Source organism: Belliella marina (genome assembly GCF_042682445.1).
Classification (GTDB): Bacteria; Bacteroidota; Bacteroidia; order Cytophagales; family Cyclobacteriaceae; genus Belliella; species Belliella marina.
This window is the reverse complement of record NZ_JBHUHR010000038.1, coordinates 198,149-218,729: the sequence shown is the minus strand read 5'-3', so window position 1 is coordinate 218,729 and position 20,581 is coordinate 198,149. Positions and strand designations below refer to the sequence as shown.

The following is a 20,581-nucleotide window of genomic DNA, read 5'->3' as shown; positions in this document are numbered from 1 at the left end:
TTAAGGAGACGCTCAGAAGAAGAAAAGCACTTGTCTATCTTCTGAACAAAGGAATCTGCCAGCTCCAGAATGTTTTGGATAAAAACAGGGGAGCAGGACTTGGCCTAAAAGATTTTGCAAGATTTGGTGTGATAAAGAAGGTGTGTCAACAACAGGGGTTTTTGCTGGACAATCCCCCTTCAAAATTGAAAGATAGGATTGTATCACTCCATAAACCATATCTACGGCCAATAGTAAGAGGGAAAGAAAAAAAACCTGTAGAGTTCGGTGCCAAAGCCCACGTTCTTCAGGTTGATGGCCTTACATTTATTGACAAACTCGATTTTACTGCATTCAACGAGTGTACCAGGCTAAAACTATCGGTAGCGAAGCATAAAAGGTATTTTGGTCCTGCCAGACAGCTTGGTGCGGACAGAATATATGCTACGAACAAAAACCGTGTATTCTGCACTGGGAAAAAAATCTTTACCTGCTTCCCAAAGAAGGGCCCGAAAAAGCTAAGTAAGGCAGAAAAAACTTTGAGCTCGGAAATTTCCAAACAGAGGGCAACCGTGATGGAGGGTGTTTTTGGAACAAATAAAAACTATTACGGACTTGGAAAAATCAAGGTGAAAGGGGAAAAAAGAGAGAAATTGATGATATTTTTTGGAATCATGACAGCCAACGCTGTCCTGATCGCTAAAAGAAGGAAAGCCAACGAAAGCCCACCGAACCAAAAATCAGCCTAGAAAAGCGTCCAAAAAGCACCTTTATGGGACAGGTGTGTCCATACGGAAAATCCAAGACGTTTTCTTACAAAACCTGACCCAAAATTGTACTTTTCCGTGCATAAATTGACTCTTGAACTACACTCAAATAGCTCAAAAAAAGAAAGTAGAGCTTAGTTTTTGCCCTACTTTCAAATTCCGAAGGAATTTTCCAAGAAGCCCTTGTTAAGCTTAACCTCTGCAAAAGTCACTGTTTTTTCAATTTCATTGATTGCTACTATATCTATTTCATCCAAATTTCCTTTAGACCACCATAGTCATTTGTGCCTGTTTTTCAGACTTGGTTATTAATTTGTCGAGTGCGACGAGTTCTTCTTCTCTGTTATAAAATTTCACCTTCTTAATTATTGTAATTTAAATTACAGTAATTTTTTTTTACAATAAAAACAATCCCTGATACATTTCTTCGAGCTTACTTACTTGGATCACTTTGATGGAGTATTTGGTCATATCCATGCCTTTGACTGCATATTTGGAGACCATGATTCTTTTGAATCCTAATTTCTCAGCTTCGGCAATCCTGTTTTCTATCCTGTGGACAGCTCTAATCTCACCACCCAAACCAACCTCTCCTGCAAAGCATAAATCTGAAGGAACAGGTGTGTCTTCATAGGAAGAAATAAGGGACGCACATACGGCCAAGTCCAAAGCGGGATCATCTACCCTCAATCCTCCAGCGACATTCAGGAAAACATCCTGTTGTCCCAAGCGCATACCTCCTCTTTTTTCCAGTACAGCCAAGAGCATATTGAGTCGCTTGGCATCATGTCCTGTACTGCTCCGCTGTGGAGTGCCATAGGTGGCTGGACTTACCAAAGACTGGATCTCTATCAGAAGTGGCCTATTCCCTTCCATCATCGCTCCGATGGCAACTCCATTGAGTAATTCTTCCCTTTGGGTGAGTAATATCTCAGAAGGGTTCGCTACAGGACGAAGTCCTTCTGTACGCATTTCGTATATCCCAAGTTCATGGGTGGAACCGAATCTGTTTTTTGAAGTACGGAGTATTCGGTAAGTCAAATGCCTGTCTCCCTCAAATTGCAAAACAGTATCCACCATATGCTCCAAAACCTTTGGCCCTGCTATTGCACCGTCTTTGGTGATATGGCCAACCAAAAACACGGGGGTACCGGTTTCTTTGGCAAACTTCATCAACTCAGCGGTACATTCCCTCACCTGGCTCACCGATCCTGCTGCAGATTCTACATGTTTGCTATGCAGTGTTTGGATAGAGTCAATCACCAAGACATCTGGGTTGAGTACTTCTATCTGTTGAAAAATAGCCTGTGTGTTGGTTTCTGAAAGTACATAGCAATTCTCAGATTTGAGTGGCATTCGCTCTGCGCGCATTTTGATCTGGGATTCGCTCTCTTCACCTGATACATAAAGGATTTTGGTCTGGTTCAGCATCAGGGCAATCTGAAGCATCAAGGTGGATTTCCCGATCCCGGGTTCGCCTCCAATCAAAACCAAAGAGCCTGCAACGATTCCCCCACCAAGTACCCGATCCAATTCAGCATCGTGTGTGATCAACCTAGGCTGATCTTCAAAGTTGATTTCCTGCAATCTTTTTGGAACACTCGCTCTTTTTTCTTTTGCTCCACCTTGCTTCCAAGAACCTCTGCCCACTTCTTCTTTTTGGACGACTTCTTCAACATAGGTATTCCACTCTCCACAGGATGGGCATTTGCCAAGCCATTTCGGGCTTTGTGCCCCACAGTTTTGACAGAAAAAAGTTGTTTTTGTTTTAGCCATGCAATTTAGGATTTTAGAGGGTAGATTTTAGATTGGGTGATTTGGGGGGTGGGTGAATTATTAAGTAATTCGTGGATTGGTTAGGTAAAGTTTAGAATCTAGGGAGTTAGCCTTTTCACTTGTTCTATTTCACAGCTTACATCTTTGTCTTGAGTCTCACGTCTTGTGTCCCCGATATTCACCGGGGCAGGCTTTGCATCTTTTCTCTTGCTTCACTGATTTGGCTCTCGCCTCTAAACCTCTCGCATCTCGTCTCTCATTCCACCGTCCAACCTTCCTGCCTCCCCATCGCTTAGTGTGCTTCCAGCCAATCTTTGCCCAAGCCTACTTCCACTTCCAAAGGGACTGCAATCTTCACGGCATTGGACATGATTCTCGGTATTTCCTTTTTCAGCAATTCGACTTCGTCTTTGTGGGCGTCGAAAACCAATTCATCATGTACCTGCAGGATCATTTTTGATTTCAGGTTTTCTTGGATCATCCAATCATGAACCTGGATCATGGCTACTTTGATCATGTCTGCGGCAGATCCTTGGATAGGGGCATTGATGGCATTTCGTTCTGCAAATCCACGCATCGTTTGGTTCCTGCTATTGATGTCTCTCAGATATCTTCTTCTTCCTAGGATGGTTTCTACATATTCATGTTTTCTCGCTTTTTCGATGCTGTTGTCCATGTATTCCTTCACAGCGGAGAATTCCTTGAAGTAGGAGTCTATAATTTCCTTGGATTCTGATCTGGGGATACGGAGTCTTTGGGAAAGTCCGAATACGGAGATGCCATAAATAATCCCAAAGTTTGCGGTCTTTGCCTTTCTTCTCATGTCGGAGGTCACTTCTTCAAGTGGGACTTGGAAGATTTTGGCAGCAGTCGTGGCATGGATATCCCTTCCGTTTCTAAATGCCTCAATCATGGATTCATCCTTGGAGAATGCAGCCATAATCCGCAATTCAATCTGGGAATAATCGGCTGCTAGGATCACATGGTTTTCATCTCTCGGCACAAAGGCCTTTCGGATTTCCCTGCCTCTCTCTGTCCTGATTGGGATGTTTTGAAGATTTGGGTTGATCGAAGAAAGCCTACCTGTCGCTGCTACAAATTGGTTGTAGGTGGTGTGGATCCTTCCTGTTTTGGGATTGATCATGGTTGGCAATGCATCCACATAGGTGGATTTAAGCTTGACCATCTGACGGTATTCCAAGATAGCGGAGGCAATTTCATGTTCTCCGGCCATTTTGCTCAACACTTCCTCTCCAGTTGCGAATTGGCCAGTTTTGGTCTTTTTGGCTTTTGGATCCAAAGCAAGCTTCACAAATAGGATCTCACCTAGCTGCTTGGGTGAAGCCAAGTTAAATTCTTCTCCTGCGAGTTCGTATACACGTTTTTCTATGGCTTTGCTTTCTTCTTCCAACACTCCGGATAGTTCAGCCAAGCTGTCCGTATCGATTTTGACACCTTCAAATTCCATCGCCGCCAGTACATTGATGAGTGGATTTTCGACTTCATGAAGGAGTTTTTCCAAGGCATTTTCCTTGATCATCGGATCGAAAGTCTGCTTTAGCTTCAGGGTGATGTCTGCATCTTCCCCAGCATATGCAGCTACCTCATCTATTTCTACATCACGCATGTTACCTTGGTTCTTGCCTTTTTTTCCGATGAGGGATTCTATGGACACAGGTTTGTAATTCAGGTACTGTTGGGCGAGCCAATCCATAGAATGCTTGCCTTCAGGTTCGATTAGGTAATGTGCCAGCATGGTGTCATAGAGTTTTCCCTTGACCTCCATCCCGTAGTTTTTCAAAACCAAAATGTCGTATTTTACATTTTGGCCTATTTTTGTGATGTTTTTATTTTCGAAAACACTCCGGAATAATTCCAGTTTTTCTATAGCTTCTTTTTGGTCAGCAGGGAATGGTATATAAAAAGCCTCTCCTACAATGTATGCAAAAGACAAGCCCACCAATTCAGCTTCATTAGGGTTGAGGGATGTGGTCTCGGTATCAAAGCAAAATTCCTCTTGCAATTCCAGATAGCCAATAAGTTCTTTGATGGCAGCTTCCCCGTCTACCAAATGATAATCATGTGCTGAGGTAAGGATGTTGTCGTGCAGCTGTATCGCAGGCAATGGATTTTCTTCCACAGAGACTTCAGGTTCATTCTCTTCTTCCAAAGGTGCAGGCCCTGTGAAAAGTCCAAGCTGTTCGCTTACTTTTATTTTTGGTTTTTTGATAGCTTCGCCAAAGACTCTTTGGGTCAATGTCCTGAATTCCAATTCAGCAAAGAGGGCTTTGAGTTGCTCTTCCTTTGGACCGTTGTATTTCAGGGCAGTTTCATCAAACGCTACAGGAACATCAAGACTGATAGTTGCCAGTTCTTTGGATAGGAGACCTTGTTGCCCAAAATTTTCCACATTTTCCTTTTGTTTTCCCTTCAGCTCATGGGTGTTTTTCAACAGTTCTTCAATCGAGCCATAGGCTTTCAGCAGTTTTACGGCTGTTTTTTCTCCGATACCCGGGATTCCGGGAATATTGTCTACTGCATCTCCCATCAAGCCCAATATATCCCTGACCTGATCTACATTTTCGATGTCCCATTTGGCACAGACTTCTTTTGGTCCCATGACATCCACTGCATTCCCCATAAATGCGGGCTTGTATAGGAAAATATGTTCCTCCACCAACTGCCCATAATCCTTGTCAGGAGTCATCATGAAGACTTGAAAGCTGGTTCTTTCTGCTTTTTTTGCGATCGTCCCTATAATGTCATCAGCTTCAAATCCGTCCAATTCCAAAATAGGGATATCGAATGCTTCCACGATTTGCTTGACCCATGGGATTCCAATCTCTATGTCTTCGGGCTGGGCTTGCCTATTTGCTTTGTAAGCTTCGAACTGTACATGTCTGAAAGTAGGTGCCTTAGTATCAAAAGCTACCGCAATGTGGGTGGGTTTTTCTTTTTCAAGGACTTCCAGGAGTGTGTTTGTGAAGCCCAGCATGATGCCGGTGTTGAGCCCTTTGGAATTGATTCTTGGGTTTTTGCTAAATGCAAAATGTGCTCTGTAGATCAAAGCCATTGCATCGAGTAGGAAAAGTTTTTTATCTCCTTTTGAAGACATGGGAAGATTGTTTTTTGAGTAGAAAATATTTTCGGGGTTACGGAAATTTCCGCATCGCTATGAAGGGCTAAATTACAAATAATAATGAAAAGGAATGGTGCTATTAATTATCAATTGAGGAATAAAATTATTACATTACAGTAAGGATAGCCTTCAATGGTCTGATTTTTGGACTGGATACATTGATGGAGGCTTTTAAATCCATTATTCTAAATTTATTTACTAACCTAAACAAATCAATATGAAAAAGGTAGCGTATTTTTTATCAATTGTATTTCTGTTTATGGCTTTTGGCCCAACGGCAATGGCCAAAGATTCTAAAAAGGAAAATACAGAGCTTACGGTAGAACAGCAGGAAAGACTTGATGAAATCAATGAAAGAGTTGAAGAAATCAAATCTTTGGACTTTGCTGATTTGACAAAATCAGAGAGAAAAGAAGTTAGAAATGAATTGAAAGAGATGAGAGCTGAAGCCAAAGCAATGGGGAATGGTGTTTACCTTTCCGTAGGTGCAATCATCATCATATTGTTGATTCTTATTCTAGTGACTTAATCAATACGGGAATTCAAATAAAAAAAGCCCTGCAATAGCTGCGGGGCTTTTTTTATGCTAAATGGGGAAATTTGCATGAAAAATACATCCTTCTCCATATTCTACCATTTCAGGTTCCTAATTGGTTGTTTTTATATTCTTAGGAGATTTTGCCATTGATAGCATCTACCAATTCCCTTTTGAGCTTTCTTTCCCTATCAAGTGTGTTTTTTCTGTGCTGTTCAAACTCCTCTACCGTTTCCTCAAGATTTTTTCTTGCAAGGGTAATCACTTTGTGGCTTTTGCTGTATTTGTAGAGGAAGAATAAAAATGCCGCCAATAGACCTGTCACAATAGTCCACATGATTGAGTTGTAGGCGCTTTTGTGGATAGGAAGACCAAAAAAGAAAAAGCTATCCCTAGCTTTATTGGCAGCTTCCAATTCTGCCTGTGTATTGTTTATTTCCTCCTCCAATTGATTGATTTTTGCCTGTTGGTCTTTGACAGTTACATGGATGTCGATCAATTCCTTTTTGAAAACATGAAGCGAGTCTATGACGTTGGATTTGATTTTGTCAAGATTGGTTTTTTTGACAACTTTATATTCTTGGAAATTATTTGAAATGCTGTTGAGATAGTCAAACTGGCTAGAGATAGTTCCACTGTTCAAAGAGCCTGTTTCTGCAGTGTTTTCCTGAGCATGACCGGAGTTGATAAAAAATGAAGTTGCGATCAATACTAATAGAATTGTTTTATTCATGAGGTGATTGGTGTTTTTTTGCGTAATATACTTATTATTTGTTTTTTGCGTTTCTGATTTCGAACTGCACTCAATAACTGTGCCTTAGTAGACTGATTGATTGACTAAAAATACTTAAACGCAATGGAGATCAAAAGTTATATGTTTTTTTTTGATATTTATGGGAAAGATTTTGTTTGCTTGCCTATCATGTAGCCAAGGTTATCCATAGTTATTGAAGTTTAGTATGGGGAAGCCAGAACAAAACAAAAGGATCACCCAGGTAATGAATTCCTAAGTGATCCTCTAAGTTCTTCGTGCCAAACTGCCTTTTATTGCCCCACGAAGAAAATTGCGTTTGCCATAATCAATTTCCCTGACTCCCAAAAGCTTCTGAACATTGGATTGTCAACAAGGTAGACTATCCCACCTCTTCCCTGGTATTCCACTCCATATACCATGGTTTGGTTCATTTGCGGTTTGAGCTTGTTGCCTATAAATCCAAATCTGTATTGGTCCAGACTTTGGATTGTTCCTACATTGACGCCACTGGTTAGGTAGGCATAGCGCCTTCCGTTATTCTTCAGCGTATAGTAATTTTCTCCTACCCCAAATGAAAGTGGGTGGGTTTGGTCCATTTTTACTTCAAAAATAGCACCTGCAGCCGAAGTGGAAATCCCCATTCTTTCACGGTCTTGGAAGGATCCCAGTCTTTCGGTCTTCTGCGATTCCATGTCGATTTTTTGTTGTGCTTTTTTCTCTTCCTCGGTGTCAAATCTACTCAGACTAAAACCTTCCTTGTCAGAAAACATACCTACTGCACCTTCTACGGCGATAGCTTTGCCTCCAGCTTTTACCCAATCCATTACTTTTGTGAAGTTGTCTCCATTCAGATAGTTCCCGGATGGTAAAATCAACACATCATATTTGCTCAAATCAAATCTTCCCAACATGTCGGCCTCCAAAATTGTCAGTGGGTAATCCAATTCTTGCTCAAAGTAATACCAGATTTCACCAAAATTAAGGGATGAAGTCCCCTGGCCACCCACAAGTGCTACTTTTGGGGCTTTGATGATTTTGACGTCCGAAGAGCCGAAATCTTTTCCCTTGTCAACATAGGATGAGTTGGAAGTGCTCAGCTTGATCTCGAATTTGTTTGCCAGATCAACCACTGTTCTGTCATAATCGGCTACATACTGGTTGCCATTTCTCATAATCAAAAGTGTACCTGCATCGTATGACTCACCATTGATTTCAAAAGGATATTCCGATACTCTGGTCCTAATCCCGGTTTTCAGCAATGCTCCCAAAAACTTTGCATGTTTGGTGGCATTCCATGGGGCTATGTATGCCAATGGCGTTCCATTGACACTGTTTAGCTCAAATGCTGGTTTTTCAAATGGTTTTGCTGCTTCCAATTTAGATTCCAAGGCATAAGCCTGCAATCCATAGGCGTAGGGTAAAGCCCAACTCGTGATGTCATAAGTGATGCTGTCCTCCAAAATCGCCTCAGGCTCAAACAAAATTTGTGTCAACACTGATTTTGGTTGGTAAGCATTGACGATGATGTCTTTTTCTGTGGTGGAAAAAGACGTTGACTTCCCAGTATTGTAATCCAGTCCCCGAAGGCCAGAACGGTTTCCGGCAAAGCCATAGCCGATTTTGTTTTTGTCCAATAGTTTCAACAAGGCATCCAAACGGTCAGACTGATCCTCTCCTTTGATGACAAAGCTCTTGTACTTGGCTTTCGGGTTATTGCTGTTGCTTTTGAAATAAGTTGCAAATTCATCAGCCAATCTTTCTGCATTCTTTGAAGTGACTTCAATAGCGGAGATTCCGGCTGTATGTTGGTGGATTATCCTCTCTTCCAAGGTGACCGTGTCCCCCAAAGCATTGAGCATCCCAAGGCCTGCACGGCCCGATCCTCCTTTTTCGATGGTCATACCGATTGCCCCATTATACATTGGGTAGGTGTCTCCATAAGCTGGGTAGAGTAAATCAAACCTTTCTTTGGTAAAATACTGCCAGTTGTTTGCATCAAATTTTTCGGCGGTATTTTTTCCATAAATTTCCTGAAACTCATGCTGAAAGGGTGATACCTGTTCGTGGATTGGCTTGGCTGCAGGGGCAAAGTAAAATGGTTCGTTGATGCCTTGCTCATGATAGTCTACAAACAAATGTGGCATCCATTCGTGGTAAAGTTTGATTCTCTGCTCTGTCTCAGCTTGGGTCTGCCATGCCCAGTCCCTGTTGAGATCCATCAGGTAATGGTTTGGACGGCCTCCCGGCCAAGGTTCATAATGCTCGGTAGATTGTGGGTCAGGCTGGAGTAGCTTGTTGCCCTTTTGGTTGTACCAGACGGTATAGCGGTCTTTTCCATCAGGATTGGCGCAGGGGTCTACTATAAGGATTTGGTTCCTGAGCCATTCTTTTGTCTGTGGATTGTTGGGATCCGCTGCTTCCCAAAAAGTCATCATCGCAGCTTCTGTAGCTACAGCTTCATTGCCATGTACATTGTATTGCATCCAGTTGATGGCTACTTTCGTACTGGGGTTTCCTTCGAGCATCCCTGTTCGCTTAAGATTATCTGTTCGGATTTGGTCCAGGTTCTGCATGTTTTCCGGAGAGGAAACAATGGCTACAAACAAGGGTCTGTGCTCCACCGTTTCTCCATAATATACGATTTGGACATTGGGTAATGTACTTGCCAAATGTTCGAAGTAATCGACTACTCTGTGGTGAGGAGTAAATCTTTCTCCTGCTTTGTAACCCAAAAAATCATCTGGGCTTTGTTGGGCAAATGTCATTGCCGACACGAATATCGAAAGGATAAGGGTGTATATTTTTCTCATAAAGTTAGGTAAATCTGATTTTGAATTAACGGGGTAATTTACACCCTTTGAATGAATGATTCAAACCGTCCTTGGAAAATTACTGTTTGGTAAGAGTTTCTGTTTTTTCGTCTCTAAGCTCTATCTGAATGCTCTCACTATCCAAAAAAACCTGAAGCCTTATCAAACTTCCTTTCCAAACCACCATGTCATCAAATACCATATCATTCGGTGGGCCTAATCTTTTCTCAAAATAGGATAAGAAATCCGAGTAAATAGATCTTAAAAATGGAAATTCATTCTTTTTAAACGTCCAACGAACTTTGTAAAGTTCTTCTTTATAAAAGTGTAACCGTGTATCACTTGATTTGGATCCATTGATTACGTCCATTTTATTTCCTTCATAAATCGCCTCCTGCATCCCTTTTTCAAGGTTTCTCTTGTAACTTTTTGCCAAGAATTCATTGTTTTGATAAATGGATTCTTTGCCCGTAATCAAATACAGTTCTGGCTTCAGGTCTTGCAATTTAGCGCCAAGCTCTAGGCCATTGATTGCATTGTATGAATCAATCTGCGTTTGTGATAAGGAAAATGTAGAATTTAAAAAAAGCAAACATGCAAATAAGGCAATCTTTAAGTATAGGCTATAGATGTATTTATAATTTCTTTTCATAATTTCTTTAATTTTCACTTTCTGATCCTGCTCCATAGCTTGGTTGTAAACCTAGGTCTGTCTTCCATTACATTCAAATCATCTTCACTCACCCTTTTGACACTTTCTATTGTATAGAATGCTTTGTCATTGAATGATTTTACTTTGCCGACAAATTCCGTCAGGGCTTCTCGTTTCATGACTGTGAAAAGAAGGTTTACCTTCCCAAATCTCCCTTCTGCCCCAACCGAGGTGAATCTGAAATCTTTTTCTTTCATATATTCTATCAATTCAGGCATGGGGGTTGGGGTAATGACACGGACCAAGACCCTTCCGAGGGCCAATTTTTCTTCAATTGTCATTCCAACGAATGTCCCCATCGCAAAACCGCCTGCATAGGCAAGATAGGACATTGGGTTGTTGATGTTTTGAAAAATCTGACCTATAGCCAACAGCCAGATCAATGCTTCAAAAAAACCTAAGATGGGAGCGATTTTTTTCTTGCCATTGAGCATAAACATGATCCTAAGGGTGTTGATGGACACATCCATCACCCTTGCGAAAAAGATCAGCAATGGCATGATGAGGTAGTTGAATATTTCGGTAGATATTCCAAATGACTCTAAATATTCCTGCATCTTGATAGGTGTTTAAATTGTAGAATGTTACAAAGGTAATGAAAATAGACCTCTGGACATGGCTCTTCGGAGATTCAATTGGAGGATAGTGCTAGTAGACTTCTTGTCAATTGATTATATTCGGTCTGGTTAATTTGAGTTTTCCAATATGGTAGTAGTATAAAAGTGACAACCCATGTTGTGGGTCTTTATAGAGATTGTATTGGAAAGGTTTTGTATGTGTTTGATGATAAATTTTGATGATTATGAAGAAACAGATTGTACTGATTTTGACGTGGCTGGTTTTATACTCTTGCAATTCAAAAGAGATGACCCTTTTTGAAGAAATTGGTCCTGGTTATCCCATTCTAAAAAAGGTGCTGGAAAACAAGGAGGCATATAAAGTCCAGATTCTTTTTTCCCAGATCAACAGGGATAGCTTGGGGAATCCTGTTTTGGAGGATTATTCGTTCAATCTTGATGATGGGGAATACTTTTACCCAGCAAGCACGGTTAAGCTACCTGTAGCTGTATTGGCTTTGGAATGGTTAAATGAGCAAAAGATAGATGGGCTTACTGCCAATTCCATCATGCTTACCGATTCGGTGAGGGATTCCCAGATTCCTGCATTGTACGACAGTACCTCCCAAAATTTTCTTCCGGGCATAGCCCATTATATCAAGAAGATACTGTTGGTCTCGGACAATGATGCTTATAACCGACTGTATGAATTGTTGGGGCAGGAATATATCAATGGTAAATTGAAAGAAAAGGGGCTGGAAAATACCATCATCAACCATCGGCTGAGTATCGCTATGAGTCCTGAGGAAAACAGGAATCTAAACCCAATCAGATTCATCGATGAAGGTGGGGATTTGTTGATGGAAATACCCGCTAGAGAGACTTCAGTGATCTACCAAAATCCTGAAAGGCCATTTGTGGCCCAGGCATACAGAAGTGGAGGGGAATTGGTTTCCGAACCGATGGATTTCACATTTAAAAACAGATTCTCTATCAGTGATTTTCATGGAGTGTTGCAGCGGATAGTTTTTCCGGAGCTTTTTACAGAAGCTGAGAGGTTTCATATTTCGGATGAACATAGGGATTTTGTCTTGAAGTATATGTCCATGCTTCCCGGACAAAGTGATTATCCCCGCTATGAATTGCCGGATTATTACGATAGCTATTCCAAGTATTACATGTTTGGGACAAATAAAGACCCGATGCCAGAGGAGTTCAAGATATTCAACAAAACCGGGCAAGCTTACGGACATCTGCTTGATGGATCATATTTTGTCAATGAATCGGAAGGTGTTGAGTTTTTTGTAACTGCTGTGATTTATGTCAATGAGAACAATACCCTCAATGATAATGTCTATGAATACGATCAGGTTGGGTTTCCTTTTTACAAAGAGCTTGGCGATTATTTGTATGACCTGGAATTAAAAAGAAAGCAGATAAACAAACAGTAAAGAAATTGGCCTATCAATTATCATCTTGATAGGCCAGTTGTTTTTATGTTATTGTCTGTGATTATTCCGGTAAGTAAAAGATATAGAGTTGTTTGTCTTTGGGTTAATGTCCATGTTCTGCCATGAATTTATCCAAGTCCTGGAGGGTGATTTTTCCTTCGTAAAACGCCCTTCCGAATACTACGGCTGTTACTCCATTGTCCTTAAGCTGCTTAAAATCATCAGTGGATCTGACGCCTCCATTTGCGGCTAAGTGGATCGTGGGGAATTTCTCGACGATTTCTTTATAAAGTTCGAAATTTGGTCCTTCCATGACACCATCTCTGGTTACATCCGAACACTTTAGGTACTTTAGGCCTCTCGAATAGAAGTTTTCGATATGGTCAAATAGATCCACCTCCGTTTTTTTTGTCCAGCCTCGGGTTTTGATTTTATGGTCAGCAGGATTGGTGTCTGCGGCCAGGTTGATTTTTTCCCTGCCATATGACATGATCCATTGGGCAAACCTTTCAGGGAAAGTGACTGAGACAGAAGCGGCAGTGATGGCCCGTGCGCCATGCTCAAATGACTTGATCACGTCACCATCTGTAGATACTCCTCCTGTAAAATCAACATTTAGGTTGGTGTATCCGGCAATTGCTTCCAGGATATGGTAATTTTTTGGCTCACCCCTTCTTGCTCCATCAAGATCAACCAAATGAAGCCACCTGATCCCATGATCTTCAAAAGCCTGCGCGATTTCCAGGGGATTGTTGGAAATAACTTCCTCTGTAGAAAAGTCACCTCTCTTGAGACGGACACATTTTCCGTTTATAAGGTAGATTGAAGGGATAATATCAAACATGGTAGTATAAGCTTTAATTGAGTTTATTTGGAAAGTCCACTGGTGAATCTGGATTGGTGGATGATTCACCTTTGTTTCAGATTTCTAAAGATAATAGAAGAACGCATTATTTGATAATTCTCCTTTAAATTGTTTGGTTTCTAATCGGGAGGAGCTTCAAAATAGGCGTATGCCTAGTTTCAATAAATAAGACGGCCAATTTTTCCATTGGCACCAGATGCCCAAATACTGCTTTGGGATTTGTCCATAAATACTGCATGGAAGCCCTCTTCCGAAAATTTCTCCCAATTGATCCCCCCATCTTTGGAAAAATCACTGCCATTGGTCCCTACGGAAATCACCCAATGATGTCTGGGGAAATAGGCTACCCCTGATCGGAATCCTGTGGGTAAATCCCCTGATAAAAGCTCCCATTTTTCTCCCAATTCCTGGGAATAGATTGCATTGTTCTGTGACAGATCTGGTTGTAAATAATCTCCACCAACTGCAATTAAGTTATCATGGTCCAACTTTGAAATCGAGAAAATCCCCTGTGAAGGTTCTCCTTGTAGGATGGGGGTTTCTATGGCTTCCCATTTGTGTCCACTGTCATTCGAGCGATAGACTTTGCTTTTGATTCCGCCACTTGAAAACCAGATATAATCTCTATCTACCAATATCGTTGATCCGCTTGCTGCAAAGGATCCCTCTCCAAGCTCTGCCATTGGACTGGATTCTAGCCAAGACCAGGTCTCACCTCCGTCGGTAGTTTCCAAAACCATCCATTTCCCTTCGATCGGGTCGCCAATTGCATAACCTTTTTTGTTTTTGTAGAATGAAATACCATCAAGGAATGCTTCTTCAGGACCTTGGTATTTTTTCTGCCAAGTCTTGCCGCTGTCTACCGTTTTGTAGATGACAGAAGGTTGTCCAGCCGATACCGCAACAGCCGTGGAAGCGCTGAGGCCTTCTATGTCTCTGAAATCAACTGAATCCAATCCATCGATAATTCCTGTTGACCAATTTTTCCCACCATCCAAAGTAAGAAGCCAGGTACCCTTAGAGCCACTTGCCCAGATGATTTCTGAGGTAAGTGGCGATAATCCTCGGATTGAAGCATCTGTGGGTACATCCATGATCTCCCAACCAGTTGGGGATTCAATGTAGGCTTGTTTGCGATTTTCCTTGCATGAAACAAAAATGGAAATCGAACTTAGTAAAATCAGAAGTCTAGTTTTCATAAATAATGATATAAGAGTCTCCGCAATTATGCCAGTAAGATTTTAATAAGCAGATAATTGTTATTGGTTATCAGTAGATCAGTCATTGGTGCATTAAATGGCATAAAGCGCAAGTGTTTTATTAAACTTGGTTTTGTTGATTTACAAAATCATACCTGAAAGGTCTTCCGACCTATTAAGCAGTTTTTATTTATAATCTTTTGGCCACTTCTGACTTTGGAATCCTGATACTCCACATACCCCTGAGTTCGCCAATCTTGTGGTTCTTCGCTTTATCCTCCGGATACAATTGCTGCAATTTTTCTAAAGTTTCCGCATCGATATCTGTACCCGGTGCTCCATGACAATTCAGGCAAAGGGCATTTTGGATATGGATCGCTTTGGTATAAAGTAAAACCTCTCCTTTTTCCAGCTTTTGGATGTTTGGTTCGCTTTTGATGTTGTTTTCTGCATTGTAGGCATAGGCGTCCAAAATCGAAAGCTCATTTTCTGTGGGTTGATCTGTGGGGTTTCTATAGTCTAAGGAAGCTCTTTTGATGGAAACTTGGTGTTTCTGGCTTACCTCTTTCAGTATTGGCAGGGCCTTGGTATTGCAAAAAGCTATGGCTTCAGGTATGCCTTTGTCGGAGATTGCGGTCTGGAGTGCGGAAAGCAGTTGGTTTTGTGCTTCTGTACTGATTTCATCCCCCCATTTCATGGCTTCCTCCAAGATGTCAACCTCGCTCAGTTTTTTGACTTCCATACTTTTGTTCACCTCCTCGAAGATGTCTTTGCTGATTTTTTCGTTGGAGTTGCAGGACAAAAGTATGGTTGCCAAGCATAATATAGATAATGTTCTTTTCATGCCCCTATTTTTCTTTTCCTAAAAATAAGGCTAAAAAACGGTTTCTTAAAAGGTTAATATGGTTATGCGCTTCTTTTCCAGTATTAATGGTTGCATTGGATCAATCCCGATAAACTGGGACAAGTTGTCTATAAATAACTTGTATCAATTTGTATCGAATTGAATCAGAAAGCAAGTATTTGTTTTATTATCCGCATCATTCCGTATATACATAAAGGTTAGATGCTCTTAGTGCAGAATAAACTTATAGGTGGTTTTATTTGATAGGTAAAAGATTACAGTATAGAGGTATCCGCGTTAAAAAAGTTTTTCCAAGACTTTTTTTCCTACGAGATCCCCTTGTTTTTGTCCTTCTACTATGCCATCCATATAATGGATTCCTCCATAAAACCTTGAAATAGCGGCTTCTTCGGCGGCATGCCCAAATGAACTGAAGCTTCTGGCAGGAAGTCCGTATTTCATTTCCACTGTATCTGTATAGGCAAATCCACCTCCAAAATAATGCGTCAGGATAACAGCCGAGGCTGTGGAAGCTACTGAGTGTCCACTGAGATATTCAGGAAATGGAGGGGTCTGTAGCAATGGGGTATATTTTGGGTCAATGTGTTTCCGGATGGCCGTCTCAGGCCTTATTCTGTTGCTTCTGTATTTTTCATCCCAGCAGGCCATAAATGCGTCTTGTAGCGTCATCGCCAACACGGTGTTGATTTCCATCACTTTGATGAATTCCAATTCGGCATCTTTGCATGCGATATTGGCAATTCCCATCCAATGGGCTCCGGGTGATATTTTTTTTAAGCCGATCATCAGATGTCCCCTGTCTTCCAATGCAAAGGGGTTGCAGTCCCAAAATGATGCGATGGTCTTTTTCTCTTCCGTAAGACTCTGGGAATAGACTTCATCTGCCAACTTGAAGAATTCCGAATCTTTTCGATCTGAAAATGATATAGGTGGAATAGGGGTGAACTGGCTGGAAGAGTCTAGAAAAAATGGGCGAACGGTGTGGAAATAGGGTTCTACTGGAGGGAAATATCCAGGAGGTGTTGGATACCAGCTGCCTTCAGTTTTTAGGGCGCTATAGCGGGGGAGATTGCTGGTTTGGTTGTACCTATCGGAAAGCGCAAATTTCAAAATCTGTTTGCTGATCGATTTGGCATAGACTTCCGAATCAAGGATTGTCTGTTGGGAAAATCCCAAAGCAATGTGTTTGGCTTTGAAATTTTCAATATGGTCTGAATGGTTGAATCCTGATGGTTGGAGTGAAGATGCAGTGTGCAACATTGCCAATACTGCACTGATCTGCGGATGTATTTGGGACTTGCTGTTTTTTTCTTTCGATATTCCAGGGTATTCATTGATTTTTGCTGTAAGAATATTTGTGGCAGAATCATCCAATGCTTCCAGTCCCGACAGGCATATATAGGCAAAAAACCTCGCCGCCAAAGGAGGGTTGGTGACATCATGTACCATGACTTCTGTTACCTGATCAATGACCTGGGAGATTTCATAGGGAGAGATGCCTTCAGGTTGATTTGAAGAAGGTTGACATGAATATATGGTAAGCAATATCAACCCTATGATGCTGTTGCTGAATGCTGTTTTTAGTGTTCTTTTGAGCATACTTCGTTTTGGTTATCCCCAAGCCAATTTGAGGTTTTTTTCTGTCCTCTAGTGGAATGGTATGTATTTTTAATATCCCCTCCCTATTGTTGATATCATTCAAAGTCCCTACAAGCCAATACCTACCTCAAATCATTCGCAACATAGTAGGGTAAGCCATAAATCAATCCTTAAATTCATAGCGGACAATTCCACTTCCAACAATATTGAACAGGAATGTGTTTTCTTTCTCTTTTATGATATTTCTGGTGTCTCCTATCAATTGTAGTCCTGATAGGTTTTGGGTAATGTATTTCAGATCCCCATTCTTACCTATTTGAAACAATAGTCCATGATTCGCATCTATCTTTCCGATTCTCAACCTACCAGTTTCTGTATTTCCTGCCATCAAAAGATATTTTTTCCCTGTGTTCGGGTTTTGGAAATACTGGATGGCATGTACTGGTGCAAACTGTGCTTCCAATGGGATTTCCTGAGGTCTATATTTACCATCCCCACCCATTTTGAACACAGCTGTTTCTAGGGTTTCGGCAACTAGATGTCCTGCACCTTTCATTTCCTCTGGATCAAATATATCCCCAATCTTTGCAGAAGAATAGCTTTCATAACTGGAAAATTTTGCTCTTTTGTTGGTGAACTGTTCCAATAACTCATCCCTGGTCAAATAGGGGTATGATTCTCCCTGTATATAAAAAGTAAGTATGGGGTCCACTGATCCATTTTGGTCAAAATCTTTGTAAAACAGCTCTGCTGGTTCATTTGGTTTCGCTTTTACCTGGCTGTTTAACCCATAGTTTCCTACGATAATCTCTGGAGTTCCGTTTCCGTCTAAATCCTGAATGGCCAATGTGTTCCACCAACCTTTGTATTCTTTATCAAAGTAGTTTTCTGTACCAAGGACCAGCTTGTTTCCTTGGTTTAAAAATACCGTGATGGGCATCCATTCCCCAACCAATATCAGATCCTCTTTGCCATCTCCATCCATATCTGTCCAGGCAGCATCGGTAACCATTCCAATGTGTTTCAATGCTGCATTGTATTGCTCAGTCTGATCATTGAATTTTCCATTTCCGTCATTGATCAGGATATAGCTTCTGGGCGCTTCAGGATATTTGCCTGGGATGACCCGACCACCGACAAACAAATCTGGATGACCGTCACCATTGATATCCGAAACCCTGACGCAGCCAGTGCTGCTGAGCATTTTTGGTAAGTGGGCTGGAGAAGGTATCAGCCCGCCTAGTCCATCATTGAGATATAGCATGTCTTGCAATGCCGGGTCTTCCGGCGAAAAATGGCCATAGCCACCCCGGGCAACATAAATATCCAAGTGTCCATTTCCATTGGCATCAAAAAACAACACATCAGTATCCTCAGAGGTTTTTTGTTGGTCAAACATGTCTGATTGTGGATGCAGTTTATATCCGCCTGATTTTTCTTGTAGATATAGCTTGGCAGAAAACCCTGCCAAGCCTCCTATAAAGATATCATCAAGCCCATCCCCATTGATATCTCCCATTCCCATGGCTGTTTTTGATGCAGACAGTGGATTGACTAGCAATGCCTGTCTCTTGAAATCATTGGTGACCCTTACTTGTTGGTTTTGGAATGGTGAATTGACTAGGCTAAAAAGTTTGTTGGGATCATTCTCTTTGGTTGAAATAGGCTTGATAGCTTCACTTTCGAGGATGGTCAGCTTTTGGTTGGAAACAATAGACTTCAGCGTTTGGGTATCTCCTTTGGGCCATTCTATGACCAACGAATCTACTTTTTCGGAATCTCCAAGTCCAAAATGAATGACTGGTGACACACTTGATTGGTAGCCCCGTGTTGGCATCTGTTCAATCATCTGAAATCTTCCATCATGAAAGATACTTACTTTAGCACCTAGTCCAAACCTGTTTTTGCCTTCTCCCTCCAGAGCGACTTTTAGGTAATTGTTGTCTAGGTGGATCTCGGATGTATTGTTGAATATCGAGGCTGGAAGATTGACGTTATTGACTATAAGTTCCAAGTCCCCATCATTGTCCAGATCAGCATAGGCAGCCCCATTGCTGTTGGAAACATGATCCAGACCCCAAGCTTTGGTCATATTTTCGAAGGATATCCCAGACTGGTTTTTGAAAACATAATTGACAATGTCGGAGGCAGGGATTTTGTTGACCAGCTCCAAGACATTTTGCCTTTTGAGGTTTCCCTCGTGGGTCTGTACATAATCCCCCATGTATTTTAGGAAATCCAAATTTGTATAGTCCCTCAAATACCCATTGGTAACGAAGAGGTCTTTCCAGCCATCGTTGTCAAAATCGGCAAAAAGAGCCGCCCAACTCCAATCTGTATTTGAAATTCCTGCAAGCTGGCCTATTTCACTGTAATGTCCATTTCCATGGTTGAGGTGAAGCATATTCCTCATATATTGGTGATGAAAGCTGGCACTGACCATGAAGTCAAATTTTTCATAATTATCGGGAGCCATCAGGAGTTTTTGTCTTTTATTGCCTTCGGGAAGCATGTCTATGGTGAAAATGTCTATAAGCCCATCATTGTTGATGTCTGCCAATTCATTTCCCATAGAAAACTGACTGATATGCCCCAAAGATTCTTTGATGATGTCTTGGAAAGTGCCGTCTCCATTGTTGATGTACAAAAAATCAGGTGCCATATAATCATTGCTGACATATATATCCAGCCACCCGTCTCCATTGAGATCTGCAATGCCTACACCCAAGCCATAAGAAAGTGCGGAATTTTGGATGCCTGCCATTTGGGTAACTTCTACAAATTTCCCCTTGTCATTTCTGAACAATTGAGAACCCGCTGGATCTTGGTGTTTCAACAGCTCAGCTGTACTGGCTTCATCCAGTACCGGCAGTGACTTGGGATTGTGGTTTAATAAAAACATGTCCAAATCACCATCTTTGTCATAGTCAAAAAACACAGCCTGAGTGGAGTAGGAGTCAATGGCCAAGCCATAATCTTCCGCCTCGTCCTTGAATACCGGAATGCCCGATTCATTGACTCCTTGGTGGATAAATAGTTGGTTCTTTCTTTTTTCTGGTGCGACACTTCCGGAATAGCATACATAAATATCCAATAGCCCATCCCCGTTGACATCGACCATAGTGACTCCAGTAGTCCAGGGACCTGGTCTGCCCGCTACACCTGAGGTTTCGGTAATGTCTTCGAATTTAAGGTTTCCTTTGTTTAGATAAAGTCTGTTGGGAACCATATTTCCCGTGAAATAAATATCATCCAAACCATCTCCATTGAGATCCCCCACAGCCACGCCACCACCATTGTAAAAATATTCGTACATCAGGACGTTTGTATTTAGCCCTTCGGTCAGGTCATTGCTGAAATCTACGCCTGTATACTCAGCTGTCAGCAATTCAAATATAGGTTGCACAGAATCATCTGATTTATTGCTTTCCGCAGAGTCAATGGACTCTGAGCATCCATTTAGGAAAAGCAATGTACAGATCAGTAAAGTTAGAGTAGGGGACTTCAGCATAGGGCAATTTATCAAAACATGGCAAATAAAGAAGCAACTTAACCAAAAAACCAAAGGTTATG

The 20,581-nt window shown here is 41.5% G+C and carries 15 protein-coding genes; 3 read left to right on the top strand and 12 right to left on the bottom strand.

From position 1 onward, the window contains the following. Positions 1-728 (top strand): transposase family protein (locus ACFSKL_RS13050; RefSeq protein WP_465252695.1); only part of this gene is annotated, 728 nt, incomplete at its 5' end. Between the two features lie 170 nt (positions 729-898). Here ACFSKL_RS13050 and ACFSKL_RS13045 read toward each other — a convergent pair. The 3 genes from ACFSKL_RS13045 to polA all read right to left on the bottom strand — a co-directional run bounded on the left by ACFSKL_RS13045 (position 899) and on the right by polA (position 5,637). Continuing rightward, complete coding sequence (locus ACFSKL_RS13045; RefSeq protein WP_376886654.1) at positions 899-1,003, bottom strand: hypothetical protein; 105 nt, start codon at positions 1,001-1,003, stop codon at positions 899-901. A 139-nt stretch (positions 1,004-1,142) separates the two neighbouring features. Beyond that, the gene (gene radA / locus ACFSKL_RS13040) at positions 1,143-2,522 is read right to left on the bottom strand and encodes a DNA repair protein RadA (RefSeq protein WP_376886653.1); all 1,380 of its coding nucleotides are present in this window, start codon (positions 2,520-2,522) and stop codon (positions 1,143-1,145) included. 292 nt (positions 2,523-2,814) lie between these two features. Further along, complete coding sequence (gene polA, locus ACFSKL_RS13035) at positions 2,815-5,637, bottom strand: DNA polymerase I (RefSeq protein ID WP_376886652.1); 2,823 nt, start codon at positions 5,635-5,637, stop codon at positions 2,815-2,817. 241 nt (positions 5,638-5,878) lie between these two features. Here polA and ACFSKL_RS13030 point away from each other — a divergent pair, with 241 nt between their 5' ends. Further along, positions 5,879-6,190 (top strand): hypothetical protein, encoded by a 312-nt coding sequence (locus tag ACFSKL_RS13030; RefSeq protein ID WP_376886651.1) that lies wholly within the window; start codon positions 5,879-5,881, stop codon positions 6,188-6,190. Between the two features lie 139 nt (positions 6,191-6,329). Here the strand turns inward: ACFSKL_RS13030 and ACFSKL_RS13025 are convergent, their stop codons facing one another. The 4 genes from ACFSKL_RS13025 to ACFSKL_RS13010 all read right to left on the bottom strand — a co-directional run bounded on the left by ACFSKL_RS13025 (position 6,330) and on the right by ACFSKL_RS13010 (position 11,029). Beyond that, a complete protein-coding gene (locus tag ACFSKL_RS13025; RefSeq protein WP_376886650.1) occupies positions 6,330-6,929 on the bottom strand; it encodes a hypothetical protein in 600 nt (199 codons plus the stop codon). A gap of 311 nt (positions 6,930-7,240) precedes the next feature. Beyond that, positions 7,241-9,760, bottom strand: a complete 2,520-nt coding sequence (locus ACFSKL_RS13020; RefSeq protein ID WP_376886649.1) for a M14 family metallopeptidase — start codon at positions 9,758-9,760, stop codon at positions 7,241-7,243. A gap of 79 nt (positions 9,761-9,839) precedes the next feature. Next, entirely contained in the window at positions 9,840-10,412 is a 573-nt protein-coding gene (locus tag ACFSKL_RS13015) for a hypothetical protein (RefSeq protein ID WP_376886648.1), read from the bottom strand. 14 nt (positions 10,413-10,426) lie between these two features. After that, positions 10,427-11,029: a DUF2179 domain-containing protein gene (locus ACFSKL_RS13010; RefSeq protein ID WP_376886647.1), complete on the bottom strand. Its 603-nt coding sequence runs from the start codon at positions 11,027-11,029 to the stop codon at positions 10,427-10,429. Between the two features lie 245 nt (positions 11,030-11,274). Between ACFSKL_RS13010 and ACFSKL_RS13005 the strand changes: the two genes are divergently transcribed. Then, positions 11,275-12,480, top strand: coding sequence for a serine hydrolase (locus ACFSKL_RS13005; protein WP_376886646.1), 1,206 nt, complete (start codon positions 11,275-11,277; stop codon positions 12,478-12,480). 103 nt (positions 12,481-12,583) lie between these two features. Here ACFSKL_RS13005 and ACFSKL_RS13000 read toward each other — a convergent pair whose 3' ends face one another. The 5 genes from ACFSKL_RS13000 to ACFSKL_RS12980 all read right to left on the bottom strand — a co-directional run bounded on the left by ACFSKL_RS13000 (position 12,584) and on the right by ACFSKL_RS12980 (position 20,519). Next, entirely contained in the window at positions 12,584-13,324 is a 741-nt protein-coding gene (locus ACFSKL_RS13000; protein ID WP_376886645.1) for a 1-(5-phosphoribosyl)-5-[(5-phosphoribosylamino)methylideneamino]imidazole-4-carboxamide isomerase, read from the bottom strand. Positions 13,325-13,503: 179 nt separating this feature from the next. Then, positions 13,504-14,544, bottom strand: a complete 1,041-nt coding sequence (locus ACFSKL_RS12995) for a YCF48-related protein (protein WP_376886644.1) — start codon at positions 14,542-14,544, stop codon at positions 13,504-13,506. Between the two features lie 190 nt (positions 14,545-14,734). Further along, a complete protein-coding gene (locus ACFSKL_RS12990) occupies positions 14,735-15,388 on the bottom strand; it encodes a Tll0287-like domain-containing protein (RefSeq protein WP_376886643.1) in 654 nt (217 codons plus the stop codon). Between the two features lie 297 nt (positions 15,389-15,685). Beyond that, positions 15,686-17,008 (bottom strand): vanadium-dependent haloperoxidase, encoded by a 1,323-nt coding sequence (locus ACFSKL_RS12985; protein ID WP_376886642.1) that lies wholly within the window; start codon positions 17,006-17,008, stop codon positions 15,686-15,688. A 163-nt stretch (positions 17,009-17,171) separates the two neighbouring features. After that, positions 17,172-20,519, bottom strand: coding sequence for a VCBS repeat-containing protein (locus ACFSKL_RS12980; protein ID WP_376886641.1), 3,348 nt, complete (start codon positions 20,517-20,519; stop codon positions 17,172-17,174). Positions 20,520-20,581 lie beyond the last annotated feature (62 nt).

Coding starts and splice junctions, on each gene's coding strand:
- radA (WP_376886653.1), bottom strand. CDS start 2,522: ATGGCTAAAACAAAAACAACTTTTTTCTGTCAAAACTGTGGGGCACAA.
- polA (WP_376886652.1), bottom strand. CDS start 5,637: ATGTCTTCAAAAGGAGATAAAAAACTTTTCCTACTCGATGCAATGGCT.
- ACFSKL_RS13030 (WP_376886651.1), top strand. CDS start 5,879: ATGAAAAAGGTAGCGTATTTTTTATCAATTGTATTTCTGTTTATGGCT.
- ACFSKL_RS13025 (WP_376886650.1), bottom strand. CDS start 6,929: ATGAATAAAACAATTCTATTAGTATTGATCGCAACTTCATTTTTTATC.
- ACFSKL_RS13020 (WP_376886649.1), bottom strand. CDS start 9,760: ATGAGAAAAATATACACCCTTATCCTTTCGATATTCGTGTCGGCAATG.
- ACFSKL_RS13015 (WP_376886648.1), bottom strand. CDS start 10,412: ATGAAAAGAAATTATAAATACATCTATAGCCTATACTTAAAGATTGCC.
- ACFSKL_RS13010 (WP_376886647.1), bottom strand. CDS start 11,029: ATGCAGGAATATTTAGAGTCATTTGGAATATCTACCGAAATATTCAAC.
- ACFSKL_RS13005 (WP_376886646.1), top strand. CDS start 11,275: ATGAAGAAACAGATTGTACTGATTTTGACGTGGCTGGTTTTATACTCT.
- ACFSKL_RS13000 (WP_376886645.1), bottom strand. CDS start 13,324: ATGTTTGATATTATCCCTTCAATCTACCTTATAAACGGAAAATGTGTC.
- ACFSKL_RS12995 (WP_376886644.1), bottom strand. CDS start 14,544: ATGAAAACTAGACTTCTGATTTTACTAAGTTCGATTTCCATTTTTGTT.
- ACFSKL_RS12990 (WP_376886643.1), bottom strand. CDS start 15,388: ATGAAAAGAACATTATCTATATTATGCTTGGCAACCATACTTTTGTCC.
- ACFSKL_RS12985 (WP_376886642.1), bottom strand. CDS start 17,008: ATGCTCAAAAGAACACTAAAAACAGCATTCAGCAACAGCATCATAGGG.
- ACFSKL_RS12980 (WP_376886641.1), bottom strand. CDS start 20,519: ATGCTGAAGTCCCCTACTCTAACTTTACTGATCTGTACATTGCTTTTC.